The 22,011-nt window shown below is 67.8% G+C and carries 17 protein-coding genes; 9 read left to right on the top strand and 8 right to left on the bottom strand.

Features of this window, described 5'->3' with window-relative positions:
* Positions 1-90: 90 nt before the first annotated feature.
* From ACODS2_RS16710 to ACODS2_RS16695, 4 genes are read left to right on the top strand one after another with little or no spacing between them, the layout of a single operon-like run.
* Entirely contained in the window at positions 91-867 is a 777-nt protein-coding gene (locus ACODS2_RS16710; protein WP_488999841.1) for a hypothetical protein, read from the top strand.
* Positions 767-2,353, top strand: a complete 1,587-nt coding sequence (locus tag ACODS2_RS16705) for a DUF6504 family protein (protein WP_488999840.1) — start codon at positions 767-769, stop codon at positions 2,351-2,353. Before ACODS2_RS16710 ends, ACODS2_RS16705 begins: the two co-directional genes overlap by 101 nt.
* Positions 2,346-6,077: an error-prone DNA polymerase gene (locus ACODS2_RS16700; protein ID WP_488999839.1), complete on the top strand. Its 3,732-nt coding sequence runs from the start codon at positions 2,346-2,348 to the stop codon at positions 6,075-6,077. Before ACODS2_RS16705 ends, ACODS2_RS16700 begins: the two co-directional genes overlap by 8 nt.
* Before the next feature lie 51 nt (positions 6,078-6,128).
* Positions 6,129-6,620 (top strand): GNAT family N-acetyltransferase, encoded by a 492-nt coding sequence (locus ACODS2_RS16695; protein WP_488999838.1) that lies wholly within the window; start codon positions 6,129-6,131, stop codon positions 6,618-6,620.
* 13 nt (positions 6,621-6,633) lie between these two features.
* On the opposite strand, the gene ACODS2_RS16690 is transcribed toward ACODS2_RS16695, so the two are convergent.
* Positions 6,634-7,290, bottom strand: a complete 657-nt coding sequence (locus tag ACODS2_RS16690) for a DUF4240 domain-containing protein (protein ID WP_488999837.1) — start codon at positions 7,288-7,290, stop codon at positions 6,634-6,636.
* A gap of 56 nt (positions 7,291-7,346) precedes the next feature.
* Positions 7,347-10,034, bottom strand: coding sequence for a coiled-coil domain-containing protein (locus tag ACODS2_RS16685; protein ID WP_488999836.1), 2,688 nt, complete (start codon positions 10,032-10,034; stop codon positions 7,347-7,349).
* Between the two features lie 72 nt (positions 10,035-10,106).
* On the opposite strand from ACODS2_RS16685, the gene ACODS2_RS16680 reads away from it, so the two are divergent.
* From ACODS2_RS16680 to ACODS2_RS16665, 4 genes are all read left to right on the top strand, one after another.
* Positions 10,107-10,412, top strand: a complete 306-nt coding sequence (locus ACODS2_RS16680) for an Hpt domain-containing protein (protein ID WP_488999835.1) — start codon at positions 10,107-10,109, stop codon at positions 10,410-10,412.
* Between the two features lie 101 nt (positions 10,413-10,513).
* A complete protein-coding gene (locus tag ACODS2_RS16675) occupies positions 10,514-11,734 on the top strand; it encodes a hypothetical protein (RefSeq protein WP_488999834.1) in 1,221 nt (406 codons plus the stop codon).
* A gap of 45 nt (positions 11,735-11,779) precedes the next feature.
* Entirely contained in the window at positions 11,780-12,742 is a 963-nt protein-coding gene (locus tag ACODS2_RS16670) for a hypothetical protein (RefSeq protein WP_488999833.1), read from the top strand.
* The gene (locus ACODS2_RS16665; RefSeq protein WP_488999832.1) at positions 12,739-14,145 is read left to right on the top strand and encodes a sensor histidine kinase; all 1,407 of its coding nucleotides are present in this window, start codon (positions 12,739-12,741) and stop codon (positions 14,143-14,145) included. Before ACODS2_RS16670 ends, ACODS2_RS16665 begins: the two co-directional genes overlap by 4 nt.
* A gap of 3 nt (positions 14,146-14,148) precedes the next feature.
* Here the strand turns inward: ACODS2_RS16665 and ACODS2_RS16660 are convergent, their stop codons facing one another.
* The 3 genes from ACODS2_RS16660 to gltX form a co-directional block, all read right to left on the bottom strand.
* A complete protein-coding gene (locus ACODS2_RS16660; RefSeq protein WP_488999831.1) occupies positions 14,149-14,340 on the bottom strand; it encodes a hypothetical protein in 192 nt (63 codons plus the stop codon).
* Between the two features lie 30 nt (positions 14,341-14,370).
* Positions 14,371-15,657 carry a citrate synthase gene (locus ACODS2_RS16655; RefSeq protein ID WP_488999830.1) on the bottom strand — a complete coding sequence of 429 codons (1,287 nt, stop codon included), beginning with the start codon at positions 15,655-15,657 and terminating at the stop codon, positions 14,371-14,373.
* A gap of 80 nt (positions 15,658-15,737) precedes the next feature.
* Positions 15,738-17,219 (bottom strand): glutamate--tRNA ligase, encoded by a 1,482-nt coding sequence (gene gltX / locus ACODS2_RS16650; RefSeq protein ID WP_488999829.1) that lies wholly within the window; start codon positions 17,217-17,219, stop codon positions 15,738-15,740.
* Between the two features lie 112 nt (positions 17,220-17,331).
* Between gltX and ACODS2_RS16645 the strand changes: the two genes are divergently transcribed.
* Positions 17,332-19,482: a ComEC/Rec2 family competence protein gene (locus ACODS2_RS16645; RefSeq protein WP_488999828.1), complete on the top strand. Its 2,151-nt coding sequence runs from the start codon at positions 17,332-17,334 to the stop codon at positions 19,480-19,482.
* On the opposite strand, the gene lexA is transcribed toward ACODS2_RS16645, so the two are convergent.
* From lexA to moaC, 3 genes are all read right to left on the bottom strand, one after another.
* Complete coding sequence (gene lexA, locus ACODS2_RS16640) at positions 19,476-20,168, bottom strand: transcriptional repressor LexA (protein WP_421838561.1); 693 nt, start codon at positions 20,166-20,168, stop codon at positions 19,476-19,478. The genes ACODS2_RS16645 and lexA overlap by 7 nt on opposite strands.
* A gap of 78 nt (positions 20,169-20,246) precedes the next feature.
* Positions 20,247-21,458: a molybdopterin molybdotransferase MoeA gene (locus ACODS2_RS16635; protein ID WP_488999827.1), complete on the bottom strand. Its 1,212-nt coding sequence runs from the start codon at positions 21,456-21,458 to the stop codon at positions 20,247-20,249.
* Positions 21,455-21,925: a cyclic pyranopterin monophosphate synthase MoaC gene (gene moaC, locus ACODS2_RS16630; RefSeq protein WP_488999826.1), complete on the bottom strand. Its 471-nt coding sequence runs from the start codon at positions 21,923-21,925 to the stop codon at positions 21,455-21,457. The genes ACODS2_RS16635 and moaC overlap by 4 nt, the downstream gene beginning before the upstream one ends.
* Between the last annotated feature and the right edge of the window lie 86 nt (positions 21,926-22,011).

Here is a 22,011-nt window from a genome sequence, read left to right as displayed (position 1 = left end):
CCCTTTTGCATGGAGGGGCCCATTTGCACGAAAGTGTGGCGCGCGCGGGGAGGTGCTTGCATGGCGAGCAAATAAGAACATAATGGGAACATGAGCCGAATCGAAGCCTCGTCCCAAATCCATGTTCTCTCCCCGCCGCTGGCCGCAGGCTTGCGTCGTGGTGCTGTCTCTCGTGTTCTTTCCGGCGCCAAATCGGCGCGCTGGCGGCCGGGGCTGGCCACCGGGTGCCGTCATGCTGAAGTGTTTGCGCCAGCCGGGGAAGCGAGCGGGGCAGCCCTCGCGCTGGCCTTGGCTCGGGATGCTCTTTGCACCGATGCAGAGGATCAGCGCCCCTGGCTCTGGGTGCAGGACAAGGCGGCGCTGCGGCTTTCAGGCCGGCCCTATCGCCCGGGCCTCCCGCCGCATCTGCGCCACCGCCTGATCCATGTTGCCGCCGCGACGCCGGAAGATGCGCTCTTCGCGCTGGAAGAAGGGCTGCGCTGCCGTGATCTCGCTTTCGTGATCGGCGAAATCGCGGGCAATCCGCGCGCGCTCGATTTCACCGCCTCGCGCCGGCTCAGCCTTGCCGCCGAAAAGCATGGCACCGCGCTGTGGCTGGTGCGGCTGGATGCGCGCAGCGATCTCGGCTCGGCGCGGATGCGCTGGCGCGTGACCGCCGCCGCCTCACCCCCGCCGCGCTGGAACCCCCAGGCCCCCGGCCGCGCGACATGGTCTGCAGAGCTGTTCCGCGCCCACACCTTTCAACCCGGACACTGGACCTTGCGCGATGAAGACACCGCTCTCGCCGCCGAGCCCGCCGGTTCTGGCACGCCGGATCATGGCGATCTGGTGCGCGGACCTGGCGCTCGATCGCTGGCGGCTGGCTGAAGGTTGCGCGCGGGGAGAGGGCAGTGACGCCGCACCGCTCGCGCTGATTGCCGAAACGGCGCACGGGCCACGGATCGCCGCTGCCAATCCCGCCGCCATGGCTGAGGGTGTGCGCGCGCACGCGATGCTGGCGGATGCGCGGGCGCTTTGCCCCGCATTGGCCGTGCGTCCGGCCGATCCAGCGGGGGACCTTGCGTTCCTCGAAACCCTCGCGCTCTGGGCGCAGCGCTGGGGGCCGTGGAGCGCGCTCGATCCGCCCGATGGCCTGATCGTCGATACCACCGGTGCCGCGCACTTGTTCGGCGGCGAGGCCATGCTGCTTGCCGATGCACGCGCGCAGCTGCGGCGGCGCGGTCTCGTGGCGCGCGCCGCGATCGCACCGACGGCGGGCGCTGCCTGGGCGCTCGCGCATTTCGGGCCGGAGGGCGCGATCCTCGAAGCCGGGGACGACCTCATGGACCGCCTCGCCGCGCTTCCCGTCGCGGCCTTGCGGCTCGATGACGATGTCCTGCTGCTGCTGCGCCGCCTCGGGCTCAAGCGGCTGGGCGATCTCGCCGGCATCGGGCGCGAGGCGCTGGCGCGGCGCTTCCGCAACCGCCGCTCGCCCGGCGCGAACCCGTTGGTGCGGCTCGATCAGCTGCTCGGCCGGGTGCCTGAGCCCCTGCTGCCGGTGGTCGCCGCCGAACAACCCATGGTGCAGCGCCGCCTGATGGAACCCATCCGCCACCGCCCGCTGCTCGACCGCGTGCTCGCCGATCTCGCCGAAGACATGGCGCGCGCGCTTGAAGGACGCGGGGAGGGCGCGCGGCGGCTTGAGATGGCGGCGTGGAAGGTCGATGGAGACGTCGTGGTGCGGCGGCTGGAGATGGCAGCGGCCACGCGCGATCCCGCGCATGTCTGCCGTCTGTTCGCCGCGCGGCTCGATGATCTCGATGCGGGCTTCGGGATCGAGCTTGTCCGGCTCAGCGCGCCGTGGACCGAGCCGCTGGCGCTCACGCAGGCCGAGCTTGATACCGCCGCAGAGCGCCACGGCACCAGCCTCGCCGCCTGCATCGATCGGCTGACCGTGCGGCTGGGCGCGGAGGCCGTGCGCCGCCCTGTGCCGCGCGCCAGCCATCTGCCCGAACGCGCGCAGCGCTGGGCTCCGCCGCTGGAGCCGCTGCCCGGCCTTCAGGAAGACTTCGCCTTCCACGAACGGCCCCTGAAGCTGCTCGATCGGCCTGAACCCATCGCGGTGATCTACGAAGCGCCCGATGGGCTCCCCCGTCTGTTCCGCTGGAGGGGCGGGGTGCACGAGATCGCCCGCGCCGAAGGGCCGGAGCGGATCGCGCCCGAATGGTGGCGCGAACGCTCCACGGTGCGGCTGCGCGATTACTACCGCATCGAGGACAGTACGGGCCGCCGCTACTGGATCTACCGCCACGGCCTTGCCGGCGATGGCCGGGGCGGCGCGCCCGAATGGTTTCTGCAGGGGCTTTGTGCCTGACATACCGCTCACCCCGGCGCGCCGCCATGTCGCGCCCGAGGAGGAGGGGGTAACCCCGCCTCGGGCGCCGTTTGTCGAACTCGGGCTTGCCACCTGCTTCTCGTTCCTGCGCGGGGCGTCCGATCCGGTCGACCTCGTGCTCGCCGCGCACCGGCTTGGCTACGATGCCATGGGGGTGGCGGACGCCAATTCGATGGCGGGCGTGGTGCGCGTGCATGGCGAGGCGAAGGCGCTGGGCGTGCGGCCCGTGATCGGCTGCCGGATCGAGACGGTCGAGGGGCTCGCCTTCCTCGCCTATCCGGAGACCCGCGCCGCCTATGGCCGCCTGTGCCGCCTTATTTCCGCCGGACGCATGGCGCGGCTCGATGGCGAATGGCAGGCCAAGGGGGTCTGCGAGATCGACCTCGCGCTGCTGGCGGCACATGCGGAAGGCGTCCACCTCGTGCTGATCCCCCCGCGCGATCTGGATGCGCACTTCACCATCGAAGTGGAGAGCAACGTTGTCCCCCTCCCGCTGGCGGGAGGGGCTAGGGGTGGGCAAGCGGCAGACGCAGCGCTTGAACAGCCCACCCCCGACCCCTCCCGCCAGCGGGAGGGGGGAATGGAAGGGAACTCCCGCCAGCGGGAGGGGAGCACGCTATCCCTGCCTTTTGCCGCACTTGTCCCCCATCTTGTCCACAGCCTGCCCACCATGCGCCATCTGGCGGCGAGCTATCTCTACAGCGGCGACGATATCGCGCGGATCAGCGCGCTCGATGCGCTGGCCAGGGCGCATGGCCTCGGCCTCCTTGCCACGGGCGACGTGCTCTATCACGAAGCGGCGCGGCGGCCCTTGCAGGACGTGATGACGGCCATCCGCCACAAGACCACCGTCGCGCGCGCCGGGCATCTGCTCCACCCCAATGCCGAGCGGCACCTGAAATCCCCGGCCGAGATGGTGCGCCTGTTCGAACGCTGGCCCCAAGCCATCACCGCCGCGCGCGAGCTTGCCGACGCCTGCACCTTCAGCCTCGATGAACTGCGCTACGAGTACCCCGAGGAAATCTGCCCCGAAGGCCGCACCCCGCAAGACTGGCTGGAGGAGCAGACCGCGCTCGGCGCGGCGGAGCGCTACCCTTCCGGCGTACCGGACAGTGTACGCGATACGCTGGCGCGCGAACTCGCGCTGATCGGCAAGCTCAACCTCGCAACCTACTTTCTGACTATCAAGGATATCGTTGATTTTGCGCGTAATCAGGATCCACCAATCCTGTGCCAGGGGCGCGGCTCGGCGGCCAATTCGGCGGTGTGCTATTGCCTCGGCATCACGGCGGTCGACCCCGCACGCCACGCCTTGCTGTTCGACCGCTTCATTTCCGAGGATCGCAACGAGCCGCCCGACATCGATGTCGATTTCGAGCACGAGCGGCGCGAAGAAGTGATCCAGTACATCTATCGCCGCTATGGCCGCCAGCGCGCCGGGCTCTGCGCGACGGTGATTCACTACCGCCCGCGCATGGCGATCCGCGAAGTGGGGAAAGCCATGGGCCTCACCGAAGACGTCACCGCCGTCCTCGCGCGCACCGTCTGGGGCGGTTGGGGGGGCGAAATCGCCGAGAAGAACGTCGCGCAGGCGGGGCTCGATCTCACCGATCCACACCTCAAACGAGTTCTGAAGTTGACCGAGCAGATGATTGGCATGCCACGCCATCTTTCGCAGCATGTCGGCGGTTTTATCCTCACGCAAGGCCCGCTGACCGAGACCGTGCCGATCGGCAATGGCGCGATGGCGGACCGCAGCTTCATCGAATGGGACAAGGACGATATTGACGCCTTGGGCATCCTCAAGGTCGATGTGCTGGCGCTCGGCATGCTGACCTGCATCCGCAAATGCCTCGATCTCTTGGGCGAACACCATGGCCGCGATCTCACGCTCGCCACCGTGCCGCGTGAGGACCCGGAGACCTATGCCATGCTGCGCAAGGGCGATTCGCTCGGCGTGTTCCAGGTCGAAAGCCGCGCGCAGATGAACATGCTGCCGCGCCTGCGCCCGCGCGAATTCTACGATCTCGTCATTCAGGTCGCCATCGTCCGACCCGGCCCGATCCAGGGCGATATGGTGCACCCTTACCTGAGGCGGCGGCGGGGGGAGGAGGCCGTCAGCATCCCCGCGCCCGGCCCCGCGTTCGGCCCGCCGGATGAACTGACATCGATCCTTGGCCGCACCTTGGGCGTGCCGATCTTTCAGGAGCAGGCGATGAAGATCGCGCTCGATGCCGCGAAGTTCACCGGCGCGGAAGCCAACCGCCTGCGCAAGGCCATGGCCACCTTCCGCCGCCGGGGCATGGTCGACGAACTGCAGGACATGATGGTCGAGCGCATGACCCGGCGCGGCTACGACCGCGATTTCGCGCAGCGCTGCTTCAACCAGATCCGCGGTTTTGGCGAATACGGCTTTCCCGAAAGCCACGCCGCCAGCTTCGCGCACCTCGTCTATGTTTCGTCCTGGCTGAAGTGCCACTATCCGGCAGCGTTTGCCTGCGGGCTGCTCAATTCGCAGCCGATGGGTTTTTACGCACCCGCGCAGATCGTGCGCGATGCGGTGGAGCATAGGGTCACGGTGCTGCCGATCGATGTGAATCATTCGATGTGGGATTGCACCTTGGAAGCCTTGGAAGAGGATGGTTCGCGCAGAGGCGCAGAGGCGCAGAGAAGGGAAATATTTCGCGCAGAGACCGCAGAGATCGCAGAGAGCTTGCGTGCGCCGCAGGCAGAAAGTGAATTTGATAGGCCGTCAGGATCAAAAGCGGCTTCGCCGCCTTCTCTTGAATCTCTGCGATCTCTGCGATCTTTGCGCGAACCCAATCCTTCTTCCCTCCACGCCTCCGCGCCTCTGCGCGAGACCAAAATGGCCCTCCGCCTCGGCCTCCGTCAGATCGATGGCCTCCCCGAACATGTCGCCGCGGCGCTGGTTTCGGCGCGCGAGGCGGGGGGGCGGTTCGAGGATGTGGCCGCGCTCAAGACACGCGCCGGGCTTTCGCCGGCAGTAATCGAGCGGCTGGCGGCGGCGGATGCGTTTGGCTCGATGGGTCTGCCCCGGCGGCAGGCGCTGTGGGATGCGCGCAGCCTTGTTGCCGCCAATGCCTTGCCGCTGTTCGCCGCCGCCGATGCGCGCGAGGAGGGGGAGGAGCGCGCGCGCACCCGCCTGCCGGTCATGCCGCTCTCGGAGGAAGTCGTCGCCGATTACCAGACGCAGCGGCTCTCGCTGAAAGCACACCCCATGGCCTTCCTGCGCGCCGAGCTGGCCGAGCGCGGCTTTGTGCGTGCGGCAGACCTGCGCGACCGCAAGGTGCGCTCGATGGTGCGGGTGGCGGGCGTGGTGCTGGTGCGCCAGCAGCCGGGCAGCGCCAAGGGCGTGTGCTTCATCACGCTGGAGGACGAGACGGGGGTGATCAACCTCGTGATCTGGCCCGATCTGAAGGAGAAGCAGCGCAGCGTGGTGATGGGCGCGCGGCTGATGGAAGTGCGCGGGCGGGTCGAATACGACGACGAGGTGATCCACGTGATCGCCCAGCACCTGACCGACGCGAGCGAGGGCCTCGCGCGGCTTTCAGACGATGCGCTGCAGCCCGCGATGGCCCGCGCCGATGAGGTCAACCGCCCCGTGCCCGGCCGCGTGCCGCCGCCCGCGCGCAGCCATCCGCGCAACGTCCGCGTGATCCCGAAATCGCGCGATTTTCATTGAAACAGAGCCTGCCACAATTGCGCCGCGAGGCCAGACTAGGCGCCATGCCCCATGGAACTCGTGCAACTGGACTCCGACGACACCGCGCGCTTTCTCGCGCTGCGCCAGATCATGTTTGAAGCCGAAGCGATGAGCTTTCGCGGTGCGGGCGCGGATGACGATGCCATCGGTGTGGCGGCCTGGCGCGACCGACTGGCGCGCGATCATGTCTATGCCGTGGTGCAGGACGGCGAATGGCTTGCCGTCGGCGGCCTCACGCGCATCGCCGGGCAAAAGCTCGATCACAAAGGCCTCGTCTGGGGCATGTATGCCGTCCCCGCAGCACGCGGCTCGGGCGCTGCGGCGCGCATACTGGAGCAGCTTGAAGCCAAGGCCCGCGAACTCGGCCTGCGCCAGCTGCAACTGACCCTGATGGCCGACAACCCGCGCGCCCAGACGCTCTACGAACGCCACGGCTATGAGGTCTATGCTAGGGAACCCGATTCAGTGCGGCGCGGCGATGGCAGCTATGTGGATGAAACGCTGATGTGGAAGAGGCTGTAAGGTTTCCAACACATCACCGGCTGCCGAACCTCGCCCACAGTTTCGGATACCGCTTTGCGAGGTCAGTCGGATTATCGCTGAAACGAATGCCACCGGGACTTTCGGCATACATCATGGCCGCAACAAACGGCATCTCGTTCCAGTCGCGACCCGTCTTTGCCGACCACGCTTCACGTGCAACATAGGCAAAATCTTCGAACTCGAGGCTGCCTTGAGGGCCCGGTGCCAAGACTTCGGCAAGACTATCGGGATTGGCCAATACGGCCTCGAACGTTTTGCGGCCTTTTGAAATCAGCCAGCACCGAAAATACTCGAAACCGTCATCCGACGCACCGCCATTGGCAACACTGGCAGCGCCCCAGAGGGCCCAGGAATAAGACCGACGCATGACCTGATCGAAGACCCGCTCGAAGTCGGCGATCCTCTCCTGCGGCAGTCGGCTCAGGCTGCTACGAAGCGCCACAATCTGAGCTTCCGGTTCGTCCTCGAACTTTGCCGATTGATCGACAAGCGTCCAAAAGGCCCGCTCATCGAGGGGGGCAATCTGCCGCGCCGGGGGCACGAGGATTGGGCGGCCTACCGGACCATCACGATCAGCAGCCAGCGCCGCCATTGGTAGAAATCCGAGTCCTGCGACGAACAGAAGTCCAAGCGCGACGCTTCTGATCATGCTGAACTCCATTGGCTACCACGGCGCAGATCGTTGCCGACAACCGGGCAGCCCGGCTAGGTCCGCAGCCGCTCGATCCCCTGCGCAAGCGCGACATAAAGCTTGCCCATATCGGAGGAGAGCAGCGTCACGCCCAGCGCATGGCCGTCACGGGTCGAGAGCAGCTGGCGCAGCATCGCCTCGAAATCGTGGACGTAGCGGTTCACATGGCCGCGGAACTCGGTGTCGGCCTCATAGTGCTGCTGCACCGCGCGGGCTTCGCTGCCCTCCAGCAGGCTGACCGCGCGCCGGGTGAAGATGCCGCGGTCGCCCCGCAGGTACGAGGCCCAGGCAGTTTCCGAAACGTCGGCCGAGAGCACCTTGGTGATGTCGATCGCGGTGGAATTGAGCGATTCGGTAATCAGTGCGGTGCGGCGCGCGAAATCGTTGTCGACTTGCTCTTCGGCGCGCTCGCGCGCGCGGGCGACGCGGTTTTCGAGATTGCCGGCCAGTTCGTCGACTTTGGCGAGCTGGTCGCGCATCTGGATCGCGGTTTCACGGCTCGCGGCGGCAGCGCTGTCGATCGCTTCTTCCAGCCGGGCCACCAGTTCGGCGCCGCGGCCCTGCAACACGCGGACGATCGCGCCCGAAAGCTGTCCGTCGATATCCTGCGAAAGCGCCTCGCTGTCTTCTCGCGCTGCGGCGAGAAGCGCACGCAGTTCGCCAAGGCGCGCTTCCTGTTCGGCGGCCTGCGCGGCGAGCGTTTTCTGCATGCGCGCTGCGTCCGCCATCGCGGCCTTCAGGCTGCTGCGCGTGTTCTCCGCGTCCTGCGACAGGGCGCGGCCAGTCTCGCCGGCTTCGCCGAGCGCCGCGCGCATCTGGTCGACCCGGTTCTCGAAGGCGCCAAGCCCGGCTTCGGCGCGGCCCAGCGCAGAGGGAAGTGCGGTGCCGGCATGGTCGCTGCCCGCCTGGATCAGCTCCAGCAAGCGCACCGCCGAATCGGTCAGCGTGCCGATCTGCCCGTCGGTGCCATTCAGAGCCTGGCGCATGTCCACAAGGTGCTGATTGAGGGCGGCCAGCGCGCGGTCGATGGTCGTCGCGGCGGCATCGCCGGTTTCGCCGGAGAGCTTGAGGGTCGCGCTGAAGCCCGCGACTTGTGCGGCGATCGCCTCGCACTGCTGCCCCAGCGCGCGCGCTTCTTCCAGCTGGCGCTGGCGCTGCGCTTCGACGGCGGTATCGAGATCGGCAAGCTTGCGGGCAAGTGCCTCGGCCGCTTCGGCCCCGGCAGCGGCCATTGCGGAGCGGCGTTCGCGGATCGCGCTGTCGAGATCGCTGAGGCTCTGGGTGAGCGCGGCGCGCTGCTCGGCCGAGGCGACTTCGAGATTCGCGCGCCGGGCGGCGAGCTGCTCGTCGAGCAAGGTCGCATCCTCGCCAAGGCGGCGGGTGAGATCAGTGGCGTTGGCCTCGAACGCTGCGAGCCGATCACGCGAGGCGGAAATCAGCGCCTCGTGATCGCTGCCGAGCGCTTCGATGGCATGGCGCAAGGCGGCCAGCTGGGTCTCCGAACGTTCGGCAAACTGGCGCAGCGCGGTGTCTTCGGCGCTGCTCAGCGAGCGGCTGAACGCGCCGCTTTCCGCACGCATGGCGGCAAAGCGCGCACCGAGCGCGGCAAGGGTGTCTTCCTCGCTGCGGATGATCGCCTCGCGCTGGCGGGCGAGTTCTTCGTGGAGCGTTTCGGCGCGGGTGCGGATGGCGGCGAGCGCGGCGATTTCTTCGGAATCGAGGCGCCGGCGATGCGCATCGGTGCCTTCTTCCAGGGCTGCGAAGCGCGTCTCGCTGATCTGTGTGATCCGCGCGGCGCTTTCCTCGAAGGCGGCAAGGGCTGCATCGACGGATTCGCGCACCGTGCCGACCTGCCGTTCGCTGGCGAGGCCGAATTCGTTGAGCCGCTGGAACCCGGCGACAAGGTCTTCCAGTTGGGCATGCGCCGTGCGCCCGGCGTTCGCGATGGTGTTGGTGACGTCCTTCGCCGAATTGGCGATCACGGGCAGCTGGCCGCGCAGCTTTTCCATGTTTTCCAGCGCGTGGTCCGAAACCGTGCCGATGCGATCGACTTGCGCACCGTTGCTGGCGATCAGGGCCTGCAATTGCCCGGCATTGCCACTGATCCGCTCCACCGCAATGCGGCCCAGCGATTCGAGATCGCGGCCCTGCGCCGCCAGGAAATCGCGCGCGAGCGAAAGTTCGGTGTTCACTGCGGCCAGGCGGCGCTCAAGCTGCTGTGATTCGATGCGGAGCATCTGCGCGGCATCGCCAAAGCGTGCGGCCTCGCGCCGGCTGCCACGCCGAACGAGGAGGAGCGCGACCAGCACTACGAGCACCGGAGCAGACCACGCCGAGACGAGTGCGGTCCACACGCCCAGAGGCTGGGCTTGCTGAAACGCGGCCCAATTGCCCATCACGAAAGCGGCCGTCCACGCCGCGATCAGCGCGCCGCCGATGGCAAGGCCGAGCCACTCGCGCTGGAGCGGCAGCCTGTTGTCTCCATCATCGTCCCAAACGGCCATACTGTCTTCCGGGGTTGGCGCGATCGGCCAGCCGCTGTCCGCAACATCCTCTTCCAATGCGGCCAGCGCCGCACCGGTATCGGCTTCCTCGAGCAGCGCTTCGTTTGCCAGACGCTTGCCCAGCCGCACGGCAGCCGCATTCGCTGCGTCGTCGTCCGCGCCACTTTCGATCGCGATGATCTTTCTTCCCCCGGCCATGTCGGAGACCTTAACACACATGGGGCTGCCGCTTAAAGCGGGGGTTAACCCAAAGCCGATATTCCCTTTGCCATGGCTTATCTTGGCGATGCGATCGATGCCCACCTGGCGGCGGCAACCGGTGACGATGCGGACCTCTTTCGCGAACTGAGGGCCGCTTTTGTCGAATCCGCCCGCCGCCAGCTTGATCTGCTGGGCCGCGCCCGGTGCGACGGCAATTGGGAAATGGCCGCCATGCGCCTGAAAAGCCTTGCCGCGACGTTCCACGCCGAAGAGCTCATCGCGCTTGCCGATCAGGCCCTGCAGGGCGCACCGGGAGAGCCGGTTGTGCTGCGCCGCATTGCCGCCGCGCTCGATTCGATCGAACCTACCGGCTGATTCGTCCTCACACTTGGCCCGCACACTTGGCATTGCTGCCCGGCGGCCCTAGCATAGGGCAAAGGGAGGTCGCCGCCTTGCGGGTCGCATTGTTGTCGTTGATGGACGCCGCTCAGGGCGAGCCACAGGGTCTTCGCGGCCTGCTGCCGATCGGCGGCCGCTCGATCCTGCGCCATCAACTGGGCCTTGCCATGGCGCTAGGCTGCTCGCGCATCGTGGTTCTGGCCGAAACCCTCACGAATGATCTCGTCGTGCTCCAGCTTGCGGCAGAGGCGGGCGGGGCACGCTTCCACGTGATCGCCTCGGCCCGCGCCCTGGCACCGCTGGTTGCGGCCGAGGACGAACTGCTCGTGCTGGGCGAAGGGCTGCTCGCCATGCCCGAGGATGCGCTGCGTCTGCTCGGCGATGGCCCGGTTGTCCTGACGCTGCCGGTCGAGACGGGCCTTCCGCTCGGCTTCGAGCGGATCGATATCAACAATGCCGGCGCAGGCGCGATGCTGCTGCCGGGCAAGCTGATTGCCGCGCTGGGCGATTTGCCGGGGGACTGGAACCCCGGCTCGGCGCTGCTGCGCATCGCCTCGCAGGCGCGGATCGTGCAGCGCGAATTGCCGCAGCTCCTGCTCGATCAGGGCCGCTGGCGCCTGATCCGCGATGAGGCCGAAGCGCACCGCGCAGAGCCGGGCTGGGTGCGGCTGCACACCGCCAGCGCGCAGGTCCGGTCGCCGGGTTTGTGGCTGGCGGCAGGTGTGGTGCGCACGCTGGGGCCGGCGCTGCTGCATGCCGGCACGCGGCCGTACCTGATCGCGCTGGGCGCGGCTATCACGGCTCTGCTGGGCACCGGTGCGGGCTGGTTCGGCTGGTGCGGACCGGGCTTTGCTATGCTGGCGCTGGCGTGGCTGGTCCACCAGGTGGCGGGGCTGCTCGCCCGGGTCGAGCGGGATTCGCTGATCGCCTCGTCGGGAGTCGCCCCGCTCGACCAGCTGGCCGACTGGGTTCTGGACGGCATGTTCATTACGCTTTGTGCTTGGCGGAGCGAGATTCCTGCGGTCACCGGCGTGCCATGGGGCATCGCGTGGTTTCCGCCGGTGGTGCTGTTCCTGCTGCTGAGGCTGCTTGTGCGGCTGCGGGGCGATGAGGCGTGGATCTGGTGGCTCAACGATCGTTTCGTGGTCGGCACGTTGCTGGCGCTCTCCAGCATCCTGCTACCGTTCGATTTCGTGCTGCGCGCGCTCGTCGTGACGCTCATGGTCGTGGGGCTGTTTCTCACCGCACGCAGCGATGGGCCGGGGAGCGCCTTGCCCGCTGGAGGGCGGCCTGCGTGACGGTCGACCGCCTAACCCCGAATTAACCAGCACAGGCTTATGCTGGTGACGATGGCCATACCCGCATCTTCCGGAGCTTCGGCAACCGCGATCCCTTCGCCGCTGGCGGAAGAAATCGCGGCTGCGCGCGGCGCTGTGGCCAATGCCGTGCCCATCCTGCGGCATCTTCTGCGCAACGACGACACTTCGATCTTCAGCGACGAGATCGTCGCGCGCGTGCGCGGCATGTTCGTCGATGTGGCGCGCCAGCTGGTCGTTGCGCTGGCCGAGGCGGCAGGCCATTCCGAGCCTGAGGGCTGGGCGCATCAAGCGGCGGACGAGCTGGCCCAGGTGCTTGTCGAGAATCCCGCCTTCCTCGAGCATTTTCATGCCCTTGCGCTGGAATGGCAATGGACCGTCAAGCTCGAGCGCAGCCGCGCGCTCGATCCGGTGCTGCCGCCGCTGCTTCAGTCGCGCATGGCCGATCCCGATGGGCAGGCCTCCGCAAGCGCGATGACTCTGCTCGCCGCGCAGGCGCGCTTCTGCCAGAGCCAGCGGCGCATGCAGCTGCCGCTTGGCGAGTTGCCGGGCGATCTGGTCCACATCGCGCTGGTCACCCTGCGGGCCCATGTCGGGCTGGATGCCACGGCGGATGCCTATGCTCTGATCGCCGAGCGCAGCGTGCGCGCCGGGATCGATGAGAGCCGCTCACGCCTCGCGCAGATGAGCCGCGTGCTCGATGCCATGGGGGGCACCGCGCTTGCGGCGCTTGATGTCGACAAGGCGGGGGTCGCGCTGTTCCTCACCGCGCTTGCGCGCGGATCGGGGCTGAGCCGCGAGGCCGCGATCATGGCAACCGTGGACAGCCAGTTGCCGCGCTTCCTGCTGGCGCTGCGCGCCTGCGGCCTTGCACCCGCTGCGGTCGCCGCTGCCGCACTGGCGTTCCATCCGGACGCCATTCTGCCGCAGGGCTATGCCGAACTTACGCCCGGCGATGCTGCCGCGCTGCTTGGCGAGGCAGCGGCATGAGCGCGCTGCGCGAACAAGGCGCGGCGCCGACCACGCCCGGCGGCATGATCCGCGCCCGCACCGATGGCACGGACCAGCTGATCGCAGCGGACGAGCCTCTGGCCGGCCTCCAGGTCCGCAGCGGCAGTGCCGTGCCCGGCGCCATCGCGCTGCCGGCGCTGCTTGCGCTGGTGCGCCGCGTGCGCCGGACCGGACAGCCTGCCTCGCGCACGATCCTTTCGGTCGACGAAGGCTACCCGGTCACCGCAATGGCGTTCGTGACGCCGGAGGGCGAGGGAACCGCGATCGAGCTCAGCCAATGGCATCGCGGCGAGGAGGCTGCCGCCGAACTGCCCGTGCCAGACGCGCTACTGCACCATCTGGCCGAGGCCGAGATCCTGCTCGACGACGCGCAACGGGTCATCGTCGCCGATGTGCGCGCGGCCGATCTGGCTGGCCTTGCGGCTGCGCTGGAAACGGGGCGAGGGCGCTACTGGACCGATTTCGTGACCATCGACCGGGTAAGCGATCTGATGACGGCGCGGCAGGGGCCGCTGCACTGGCGCCTGCTCGATGATGCGCCGTTCACGGTCGAAGGCTCGGTCCGCAACTGGCGCGCACGCATCCTACCGCGCGCTCAGGGCGGCTTTGCGCTGCTGGCGCTTCCCGAGGCCATCGAAGCCCTGCCTCCCAGCGCCCAGCCGGCCGAAGCCAAGCAGGAGGAGGCAGAGGCACAGCCCGGCTGGAACCGCCTGCTGGGCCGCGATCTGGCCCCGGCACTGCGTCAGCCGATCGCCCGCATCATCGCCAACGCCGAGACGATCCGCACCCGGCTGGCGGGGCCGCTGGCGGAAGAGTACGCGAGCTACGCGCGTGATATCGCCGATGCCGGTCGCCACCTGATGAGCCTGATCGAGGACCTTGCCGATCTCGAAGCGGTCGAAGCGCCGGGATTTGCGCCTGCGCCCGATCATATCGATCTGGCCGATTGCGCGCGGCGGGCTGCGGGCATCCTATCGGTGCGTGCGCAGGAGCGCGGCATCACGCTCGTCACGCCGGAAAGCGGTGCGCACGTACCGGCCATCGGTGAGTTCCGCCGCGTGCTGCAGGTGCTGCTCAACCTTGTCACCAATGCCATCCGCTACAGTCCGGAAAGCACTAGGGTCACGCTTGATGTGGGGCTGGATCAGCGCGGTGCATGGATCGCCGTGCAGGACGAAGGGCGTGGTCTCACGGACGAACAGGCCGAGCGCGTGTTCGAAAAGTTCGAGCGACTGGGCCGCAGCGGTGATGGCGGGACAGGCCTCGGCCTCTATATCTCGCGGCATCTCGCGCGCGCCATGGGCGGCGATCTCGTGGTGACGAGCGCGGCGGGCGAAGGCGCGCGCTTCGAGCTGACCCTGCCGCCCGACTCGGCGGGCTGAACCTCAGCGGCGGCGCTGGGCGAGGATCAGCAGCCCCGCTCCAGCAGCGGCGAGCACGCCGCCCCACAGGATCCAGACTTTCTGCTCCAGCATGAAGCTGGACGCCGGCCACATGATGAGACCGGCTCCCTGGCCCATCCAGAGCAGGCCCATGAGGAGGGCGGCGATACCGAAAACACGCAAGATCAGGCTCATGCTGCTTCTTCCTCTCGCCGCCCCAAGGGCTCAGCGCTTTTCGACGGGAACGTAGTCGCGCTGCACCGGGCCAGTGTAGAGCTGGCGCGGACGGCCGATCTTCTGGCCGGGATCGCTGATCATCTCGTTCCACTGCGCCACCCAGCCAAGGGTGCGCGCCAACGCGAACAGCGCGGTGAACATCGTGGTCGGGAAACCGATCGCCGAAAGGATGATGCCCGAGTAGAAGTCGACGTTGGGGAACAGCTTCTTCTCGATGAAGTAAGGGTCGTTGAGCGCCAGTTCCTCGAGCCGCAGAGCGGTTTCGAACAGCGGATCGGTGACCTTCAGCGAGGCGAAGACTTCCCGCACCGTCTGCTGCATCACCGTCGCGCGCGGGTCGTAGTTCTTGTAGACGCGGTGGCCGAAGCCCATCAGGCGGAACGGATCGTTCTTGTCCTTGGCGCGCTCGATATAGTGCGGGATCCGGTCAGGAGTGCCGATTTCCTTGAGCATGTTGAGCGCAGCTTCGTTGGCGCCGCCATGCGCCGGGCCCCACAGGCAGGCGATGCCGGCCGCGATGCAGGCGAACGGGTTCGCCCCCGAGGAACCGGCCAGGCGCACGGTCGAGGTCGAGGCGTTCTGCTCGTGATCGGCGTGGAGGATGAAGATGCGGTCGAGCGCCCGCTCGACCACCGGGTTCACCTCGTATTCCTCGGCCGGGACCGCGAAGGTCATGCGCAGGAAGTTGCCGGTGTAGGACAAGTCGTTGCGCGGATAGACGAAGGGCTGGCCGACCGAATACTTGTAGGCCATCGCCGCGATCGTCGGCATCTTGGCGATCAGACGGTGGGCGCTGATCTTGCGCTGTTCGGGGTCAGAAATGTCGGTCGAATCGTGGTAGAACGCCGAGAGCGCGCCGACAACGCCGCACATGATCGCCATCGGGTGGGCGTCACGGCGGAAGCCGCGGTAGAACACCGAAAGCTGTTCGTGGACCATGGTGTGGCGGGTGATCGTGCGGCTGAAATGCGCGAGTTCGTCAGCCGAGGGCAGCTCGCCGTTGAGCAGCAGGTAGCTGACTTCCATGAAGCTGGAATGCTCGGCCAGCTGGCCGATGGGATAGCCGCGATGCAGAAGCACGCCTTCATCGCCATCGATGTAGGTCAGCGCGCTGTCGCAGCTGGCCGTGCTGGTGAAACCTGGGTCGTAAGTGAACTTGCCGGTCTCGGCATAGAGCTTGCGGATGTCGATGACATCGGGCCCGATCGTTCCGCTCTTGATCTGCATGGCGATGGTCTTGTCGCCATCATTCAGGGTCGCCTGGTTGTCGCTCACGATCTACCCTCCTGTTTGCTCATTCTATAGCGGCTGGAAGCCGGCTGGGTTGGGTTCGGGCCGGGGCCCGGAAAGTTACATCACGGGGCCACTGCCTGGTCTGCGATCCGGGCGAGCGACTCGTCTCGTCCCAGAAGTACCAGTACGTCGAAAATTCCCGGCGAGGTAGTCGTGCCGGTCAGCGCGGCGCGCAGCGGCTGCGCCAGCTTGCCGAGACCAAGGCCGCGCTCCTCCGCCATCGCCTTGAGCGACGCTTCGAGCGGCGCGGCCGTCCAGTCCTCGCTCGCCAGCCGCCCGGCCATCGTGCCCAGCAGCGCGCGCGCATCGTCCGTCAGCAGGCCAGCGGCCTTTTCGTCGAGCGCCAGCGGGCGCTGCGCAAAGAGGAACCGCGCGCCAGCAGCCAGCTCGTCGAGATCAGCCGCGCGCACCTTGAGCACCGGCATCGCCTGGGTCAGCAGGGCGAGGCCCGCATCGTCCAGCCCGCCCATACGCTGCGCCACCAGCCCCGCCAGCCGCGCATTGTCCGCCTCGCGGATATAGTGACCGTTGAGGCTCTGCAGCTTTTTGAGGTCAAACCGCGCCGCACCCTTGCCGACATCGCCGATCTCGAACCACTCGACCGCCTGTTCGCGGCTGATGATTTCGGCATCGCCGTGGCCCCAGCCGAGCCGGAGCAGGTAGTTGAACACGGCTTCGGGCAATAGCCCAAGCTCGTCGCGATAGGCATCGACACCGAGCGCGCCGTGGCGTTTGGAAAGCTTCGCCCCGTCCGCGCCGTGGATCAGCGGGATGTGCGCATAGGCCGGATCATCCCAGCCAGACCCTTCGACTGCCTGCATCGCGCGGATGATGACGAGCTGGCGGAAGGCGTTGTTGATGTGATCATCGCCGCGGATCACGTGGGTCACCCCCATGTCGTGGTCGTCCACCACCACGGCGAGCATGTAGGTCGGCGTACCGTCGCTCCGGAGGATGACGTAGTCGTCGATCTCCACGTTCTGCACGGTGATCGGGCCCTGTACGAGGTCGTCGATGGTCGTCGCGCCATCGCGCGGCGCCTTGATTCGCACGACCCACGGCTGTCCTTCGGGCCAGGTCGAAGGATCGGCATCGCGCCATTCGCTTTCGATGCGGAAGGGGCGGCGCTCGGCCTGCGCGGCGGCGCGGCGGGCAGCGAGTTCCTCCTGCGTGAGGTAGCAGCGATAGGCGTGGCCCGCCTCGAGCAGCTTGTACGCGACTTCGGCATGGCGCTCGGAACGCGCGAACTGGAACACCGGTTCCGCATCACCGCCAAGGCCCAGCCAGCCCAGACCGTCGAAGATTGCCTCGATCGCCGGTTCGGTCGAACGCGCGCGGTCGGTATCCTCGATGCGCAGCAGGTAAGTGCCGCCGTGGTGGCGGGCAAACAGCCAGTTGAACAGCGCGGTGCGCGCGCCGCCGATATGCAGGTAGCCGGTCGGCGAGGGGGCAAACCGCGTGACCACGCCCTTGCGCCCGATCACAGATGCCGCAGCAGCGCCCGCGCCTGATCCTGCAGAAACGGTGTCACTGGCGCTTGCCATCGGAGGCGCGATCCTTCCTAATCCGAACATGTCATCGACCGCGGCCCAACCTCTTGGCGAACCTGCGTCGCGGCGGACACGCCTCTGGGACAAACTCGCCGCCTTGTCCAGCATGCACCGCACCATTGAGGCGTTCCTCGCCGCGCGTCCGTTCGAGCGCGGACCATGGCTGGCGGTGGGCTTCGGCATTGGAATCGCTTGCTGGGCCGTCTTCGCGGGGCCCTGGCAATGGGCGGGCTTCCTCGCATTGTGCGGTGCGGCGGTAGCGGGCGGGTTGCTGATCGATTCGGAAGGCGATCTTGGTCACTTGCGCTCCGCATTGATCGGCATGGCGCTGATGCTGGCGGCGGGCTGTGCGGTGATCTGGGCCAAGTCGGTGCTGGTGGGTGAGGCGGGCATTGCTCGGCCCGAAGTCGTGATGATCGAGGGCCGCGTGATCGACCGGCAGGTGGAAGGCGCGCGCGACCGGGTGCGCCTGCTGATAAGAGCGCGGGTGGAAGGCCATGCCGAGCCGTTGCAGGTGCGGCTCAACCTGCCGGACGAGAATGACCAGCCCGGCCTTGTCGAAGGCGCCGAGGTCCGCCTGCGCGCCCGGCTGATGCCGCCCGCGCCGCCGATGCTGCCGGGCTCCTACGATTTTGCCCGCGCCGCGTGGTTTCAGGGCTTGGCCGCCACCGGCAGCGTCATCGGATCGGTTACCATCGTCGCGCCCGCGCAGGAGGGCTGGTCGCTGCGGCGTTGGCAGCAGCGGCTGGCCGACCATGTCCGCACGCAGCTCGCGGGTTCGCCGGGCACGATCGCGGCGGCCTTCGCCAGCGGTGACCGCGGCGCGATTGCGCAGGATGATGAGGAGGCGATGCGCGATGCGGGCCTCACGCACTTGCTTTCGATCAGCGGCCTGCACGTGAGCGCGGTGATCGCCGGCGCCTATTTCCTCACGATCCGGCTGCTCGCGCTGTTCCCGTTCATTGCCCTGCGCGTGCGTCTGCCGCTGCTGGCGGCAGGTGTCGGCGCGGGGGTCGGCTTGTTCTACACGCTGTTGACCGGCGCCGAAGTGCCGACGGTGCGGTCGGTCGCAGGTTCGCTGCTGGTGCTGACTGCGCTGGCGCTGGGGCGCGATCCGCTGTCGCTGCGGCTGCTCGCGACCGCGGCGCTGATTGTCATGCTGCTCTGGCCTGAAGCTGTGCTGGGGCCGAGCTTCCAGATGAGCTTCGCCTCGGTGATCGCGATCGTGGCGTTCAGCACGTCTGCCCCTGCCAAGGCGTTTCTCTCGCACAGCCATGAGGGGCGGGTCGCGCGGCTGGGACGGAATCTGGCGATGCTGCTGATGACGGGGCTGGTGATCGAGCTGTCGCTGATGCCGATCAGCCTGTTCCACTTCCACCGCGCCGGCCTCTACGGCGCGGCGGCCAACGTGATCGCGATCCCGCTCACGACAGTGCTCACGATGCCGCTCATCGCACTGGCATTGGCGCTCGACCTTGTCGGGCTGGGCGCGCCGGCGTGGTGGGCGGTGGGCAAGTCGCTCGAACTGCTGCTGTGGCTCGCGCATCTGGTGGCGGGCCAGCCGGGTGCGGTGACGATGATGCCGGGGATGAGCGGCGCAACATTCGCGCTGTTCGTCGGCGGGTTGCTGTGGATCGCGTTGTGGAGCGGGCGAGTGCGTCTCTGGGGCTTCGTGCCGATCGCGCTGGGGGTGCTGGCGCTGATGTTGACGCGCACGCCGGATGTGCTGGTTTCAGGTGATGGGCACCATGTGGGGATCACTGGTGAGGGGCCGGACCTGCTTGTGCTGCGCGCGGTGCGTGAGGAGAGCTATACCCGCACGGCGCTGCTGGAAAACGCGGGAATGACGGGCGACGCGGTGGCGCTGGAGGACTGGAAGGGCGCGCGGTGCAACCCGGATTTCTGTGCTGTCTCGCTGGTGCGGGGTGGACGGCGGTTTGATCTGCTGATGGCGCGGGGCAAGGACCTGGTGGCGATCCCGGTGCTCGCGGCGGCCTGCGCGCGGGCCGATATCGTGGTGGCGGATCGCCGCCTGCCAAGCGCCTGCAAGCCGCGGCTGCTGAAGGCTGATCGGGCGCTGCTGGGCCAGACGGGCGGGCTGGCCATCGATCTCGTATCGGGCCGGGTGCGCACGGTCGCTGAAACCCAAGGCGATCACGGCTGGTTCCACCGTCTTCCCCCTTGGCAGCCAAGGGGGAAGGGGAAAGGTCCGGCCCCGGTTGCTACCGGAGGGCCGGACCCTGCGTCCACTCAGTGATAGCGGCGGAGGAGCCCCGCAAGCTTGCCCTGAACCTGCACTTCGTGTGGCTGGTAGAACTGCGGATCATAGGCCGCATTGGCGGGATCGAGGCGGACCATGCCGCGTTCGCGCCGCAGGTACTTGAGCGTTGCCTCTTCCCCCCGCACCAGCGCGACGACAATCTCGCCATCGCGCGCGGTATCGGTGCGGCGCACGAGCGCATAGTCGCCATCAAGGATACCGGCTTCGACCATGGAGTCGCCCGAAACTTCGAGCGCATAGTGCTCACCCGAGCCGAGCAGTGCGGCAGGAACGGGGAGCATCGACGTGCCTTCCATCGCCTCGATCGGGACGCCTGCGGCGATGCGGCCGTGCAGCGGGATCTCGATCACATCGTTGGCGGGTTCGCGCGCGGGGGCAGGGCTGCGCAGCGGGGCGAGCGCGGCGGTCGTGCTCGCCGTGGCGCGCTGCGCGGGCTTGGCGCCGCCCGCATCGCTTTCGCGGATCACTTCGAGGGCGCGGGCGCGGTTGGGCAGGCGGCGGATGAAGCCGCGTTCTTCCAACGCCGAGATAAGCCGGTGTACGCCCGACTTCGACTTGAGATCGAGCGCTTCCTTCATTTCCTCGAACGAGGGGGAGATGCCGGTTGCCTCAAGGCGGGTCTGAATAAAGGTCAGCAGTTCATGCTGCTTGCGCGTGAGCATCCGTGCGCACTCCCATCTAGTGAACGAATGCGGAACGAATAAGCAACGAAAAAGAGGTCGTCAAGCAATTCCGTGCATTTACAGCAGGTATACAGGAACAAACTGACCTGCAGGTGTTTCGGGTTCGTTCGCCGGGCGCACAACGAGGGCGTTGGCGCGGGCAAGCGATGACAGCGCGCCGGAATCCTGCAGTCCGTCGAGCGAGACTTCGCCCGCGTCCCACACGGCGCGCAGGAATTCCATGCGGCTGCCGCCTGCGGGCATGGCTTCCTTGAGCGCGGCGGGGATGGGGCGCGGCATTGCATCGGCAGCCCCCAGCGCGGCGCGGATGACAGGGAGGAGGAAGAGGAAACCGGTGACGAAGGCCGCGGCGGGGTTGCCCGGCAGGCCGAGGATGACCTGCGTCCCGCGCGTCGCGATCAGCAGCGGTTTGCCGGGCTTGATCGCGACGCGCCAGAAGGCAAGCTCTGCGCCGAGTTCGGCAAGCGCGGGGCGGACGAGATCGTGATCGCCGACCGAAGCGCCGCCGCTGGTTACGATGACGTCCGCATCGCGCGCGGCGTCGAACGCGGCTTTCAGCGCCTCGAGCCGGTCTGGTACCGGGCCGATCCGGGTGATCCGCACAGCGGGCTGGGTGGCAAGCGCGGCGAGCATGGCGCTGTTGCTGGCCGGAAGCTGGTGGTCGGCAAGCTCGGCGCCGGGTGCGGCAAGTTCGTCGCCGCCATCGATCACCGCGAGATGGAGTTGGCGGCGCACGGGCAAGTGGGCGTGGCCTGCGGTGAGCGCCAATGCGATCTGCGCGGCGCCGATCTTCGTGCCGGGGGCCATCAGCACATCACCGGTGCGGAAATCCATGCCGACGGGGCGGATATGGCGGGAAGGCGGCTCGGGCGGCGTGCCGGTGAGGGTGAGCGTATCGCCCTCGCGCGATGCATCTTCCTGGATGAGCACCATGTCCGCGCCGGCGGGGACAAGCGCGCCGGTGCTGATGAGCGCGGCCTCGCTCGGGCCGACAGTGCCCGCGAAGGGCCGGCCAGCGGCACTTTCGCCGATCACGCGCCAGGGACCGGGGAGATCGGCGGCGCGCAGGGCGTAGCCGTCCATCGCGGAAACATCGGCAGCGGGCTGCGTGCGCAGCGCTGCGAGCGGCTCGGCAAGATGGAAGCCGAGGCAATCGGCGGTGGCGCGGTGCTCGATAGGGAGCGCGGGGGCGAGGGCCATCAGGCGGCGCTGCGCTTCCTCAAGCGCAAGGGGCGGGTTGGGGCGAGCCGGTGCCTGCGGTTGGCTCACGGCGCGCGCCAATCGCCGGATTTGCCGCCGCGCTTTTCGATCAGGCGCACACCGTCGATCACCATGCCCTTGTCGATGGCTTTCGCCATGTCGTAGACGGTGAGGAGCGCGACCGAGACGGCGGTGAGGGCTTCCATCTCGACCCCGGTGCGGCCGGTGAGCGAGGCGGTGGCGCGGGCCTCGACGCCGTCCTCCACGAAAGCAAATTCGACGCTGACGGCATCGAGCGCCAGCGGGTGGCACAGCGGGATCAGCTCGGCCGTGCGCTTGGCCGCCATGATCCCGGCGATGCGGGCGACGGCGAGGACATCGCCCTTGGGCGTGGTGCCATCACGCAGCGCGGCGAGCGTGGCTGCATTCATGCGGATTCGGCCCTTGGCGACGGCGACGCGCTGCGTCTCGGCCTTGCCGCCGACATCGACCATGCGGGCGCGGCCTTGCGAATCGAGGTGGGTAAGCTCGCTCATGCCCTGAAATCCAACAAAGTTGACACAGTTGACACAGTCCTGAGCGAGAACGCGAGGGCGGGGTCTTCGGGGCGGAAAAGTGGCTC

Source organism: Novosphingobium sp. FG137 (assembly GCF_057809735.1).
This window is presented reverse-complemented; position numbering and strand designations above follow the sequence as displayed.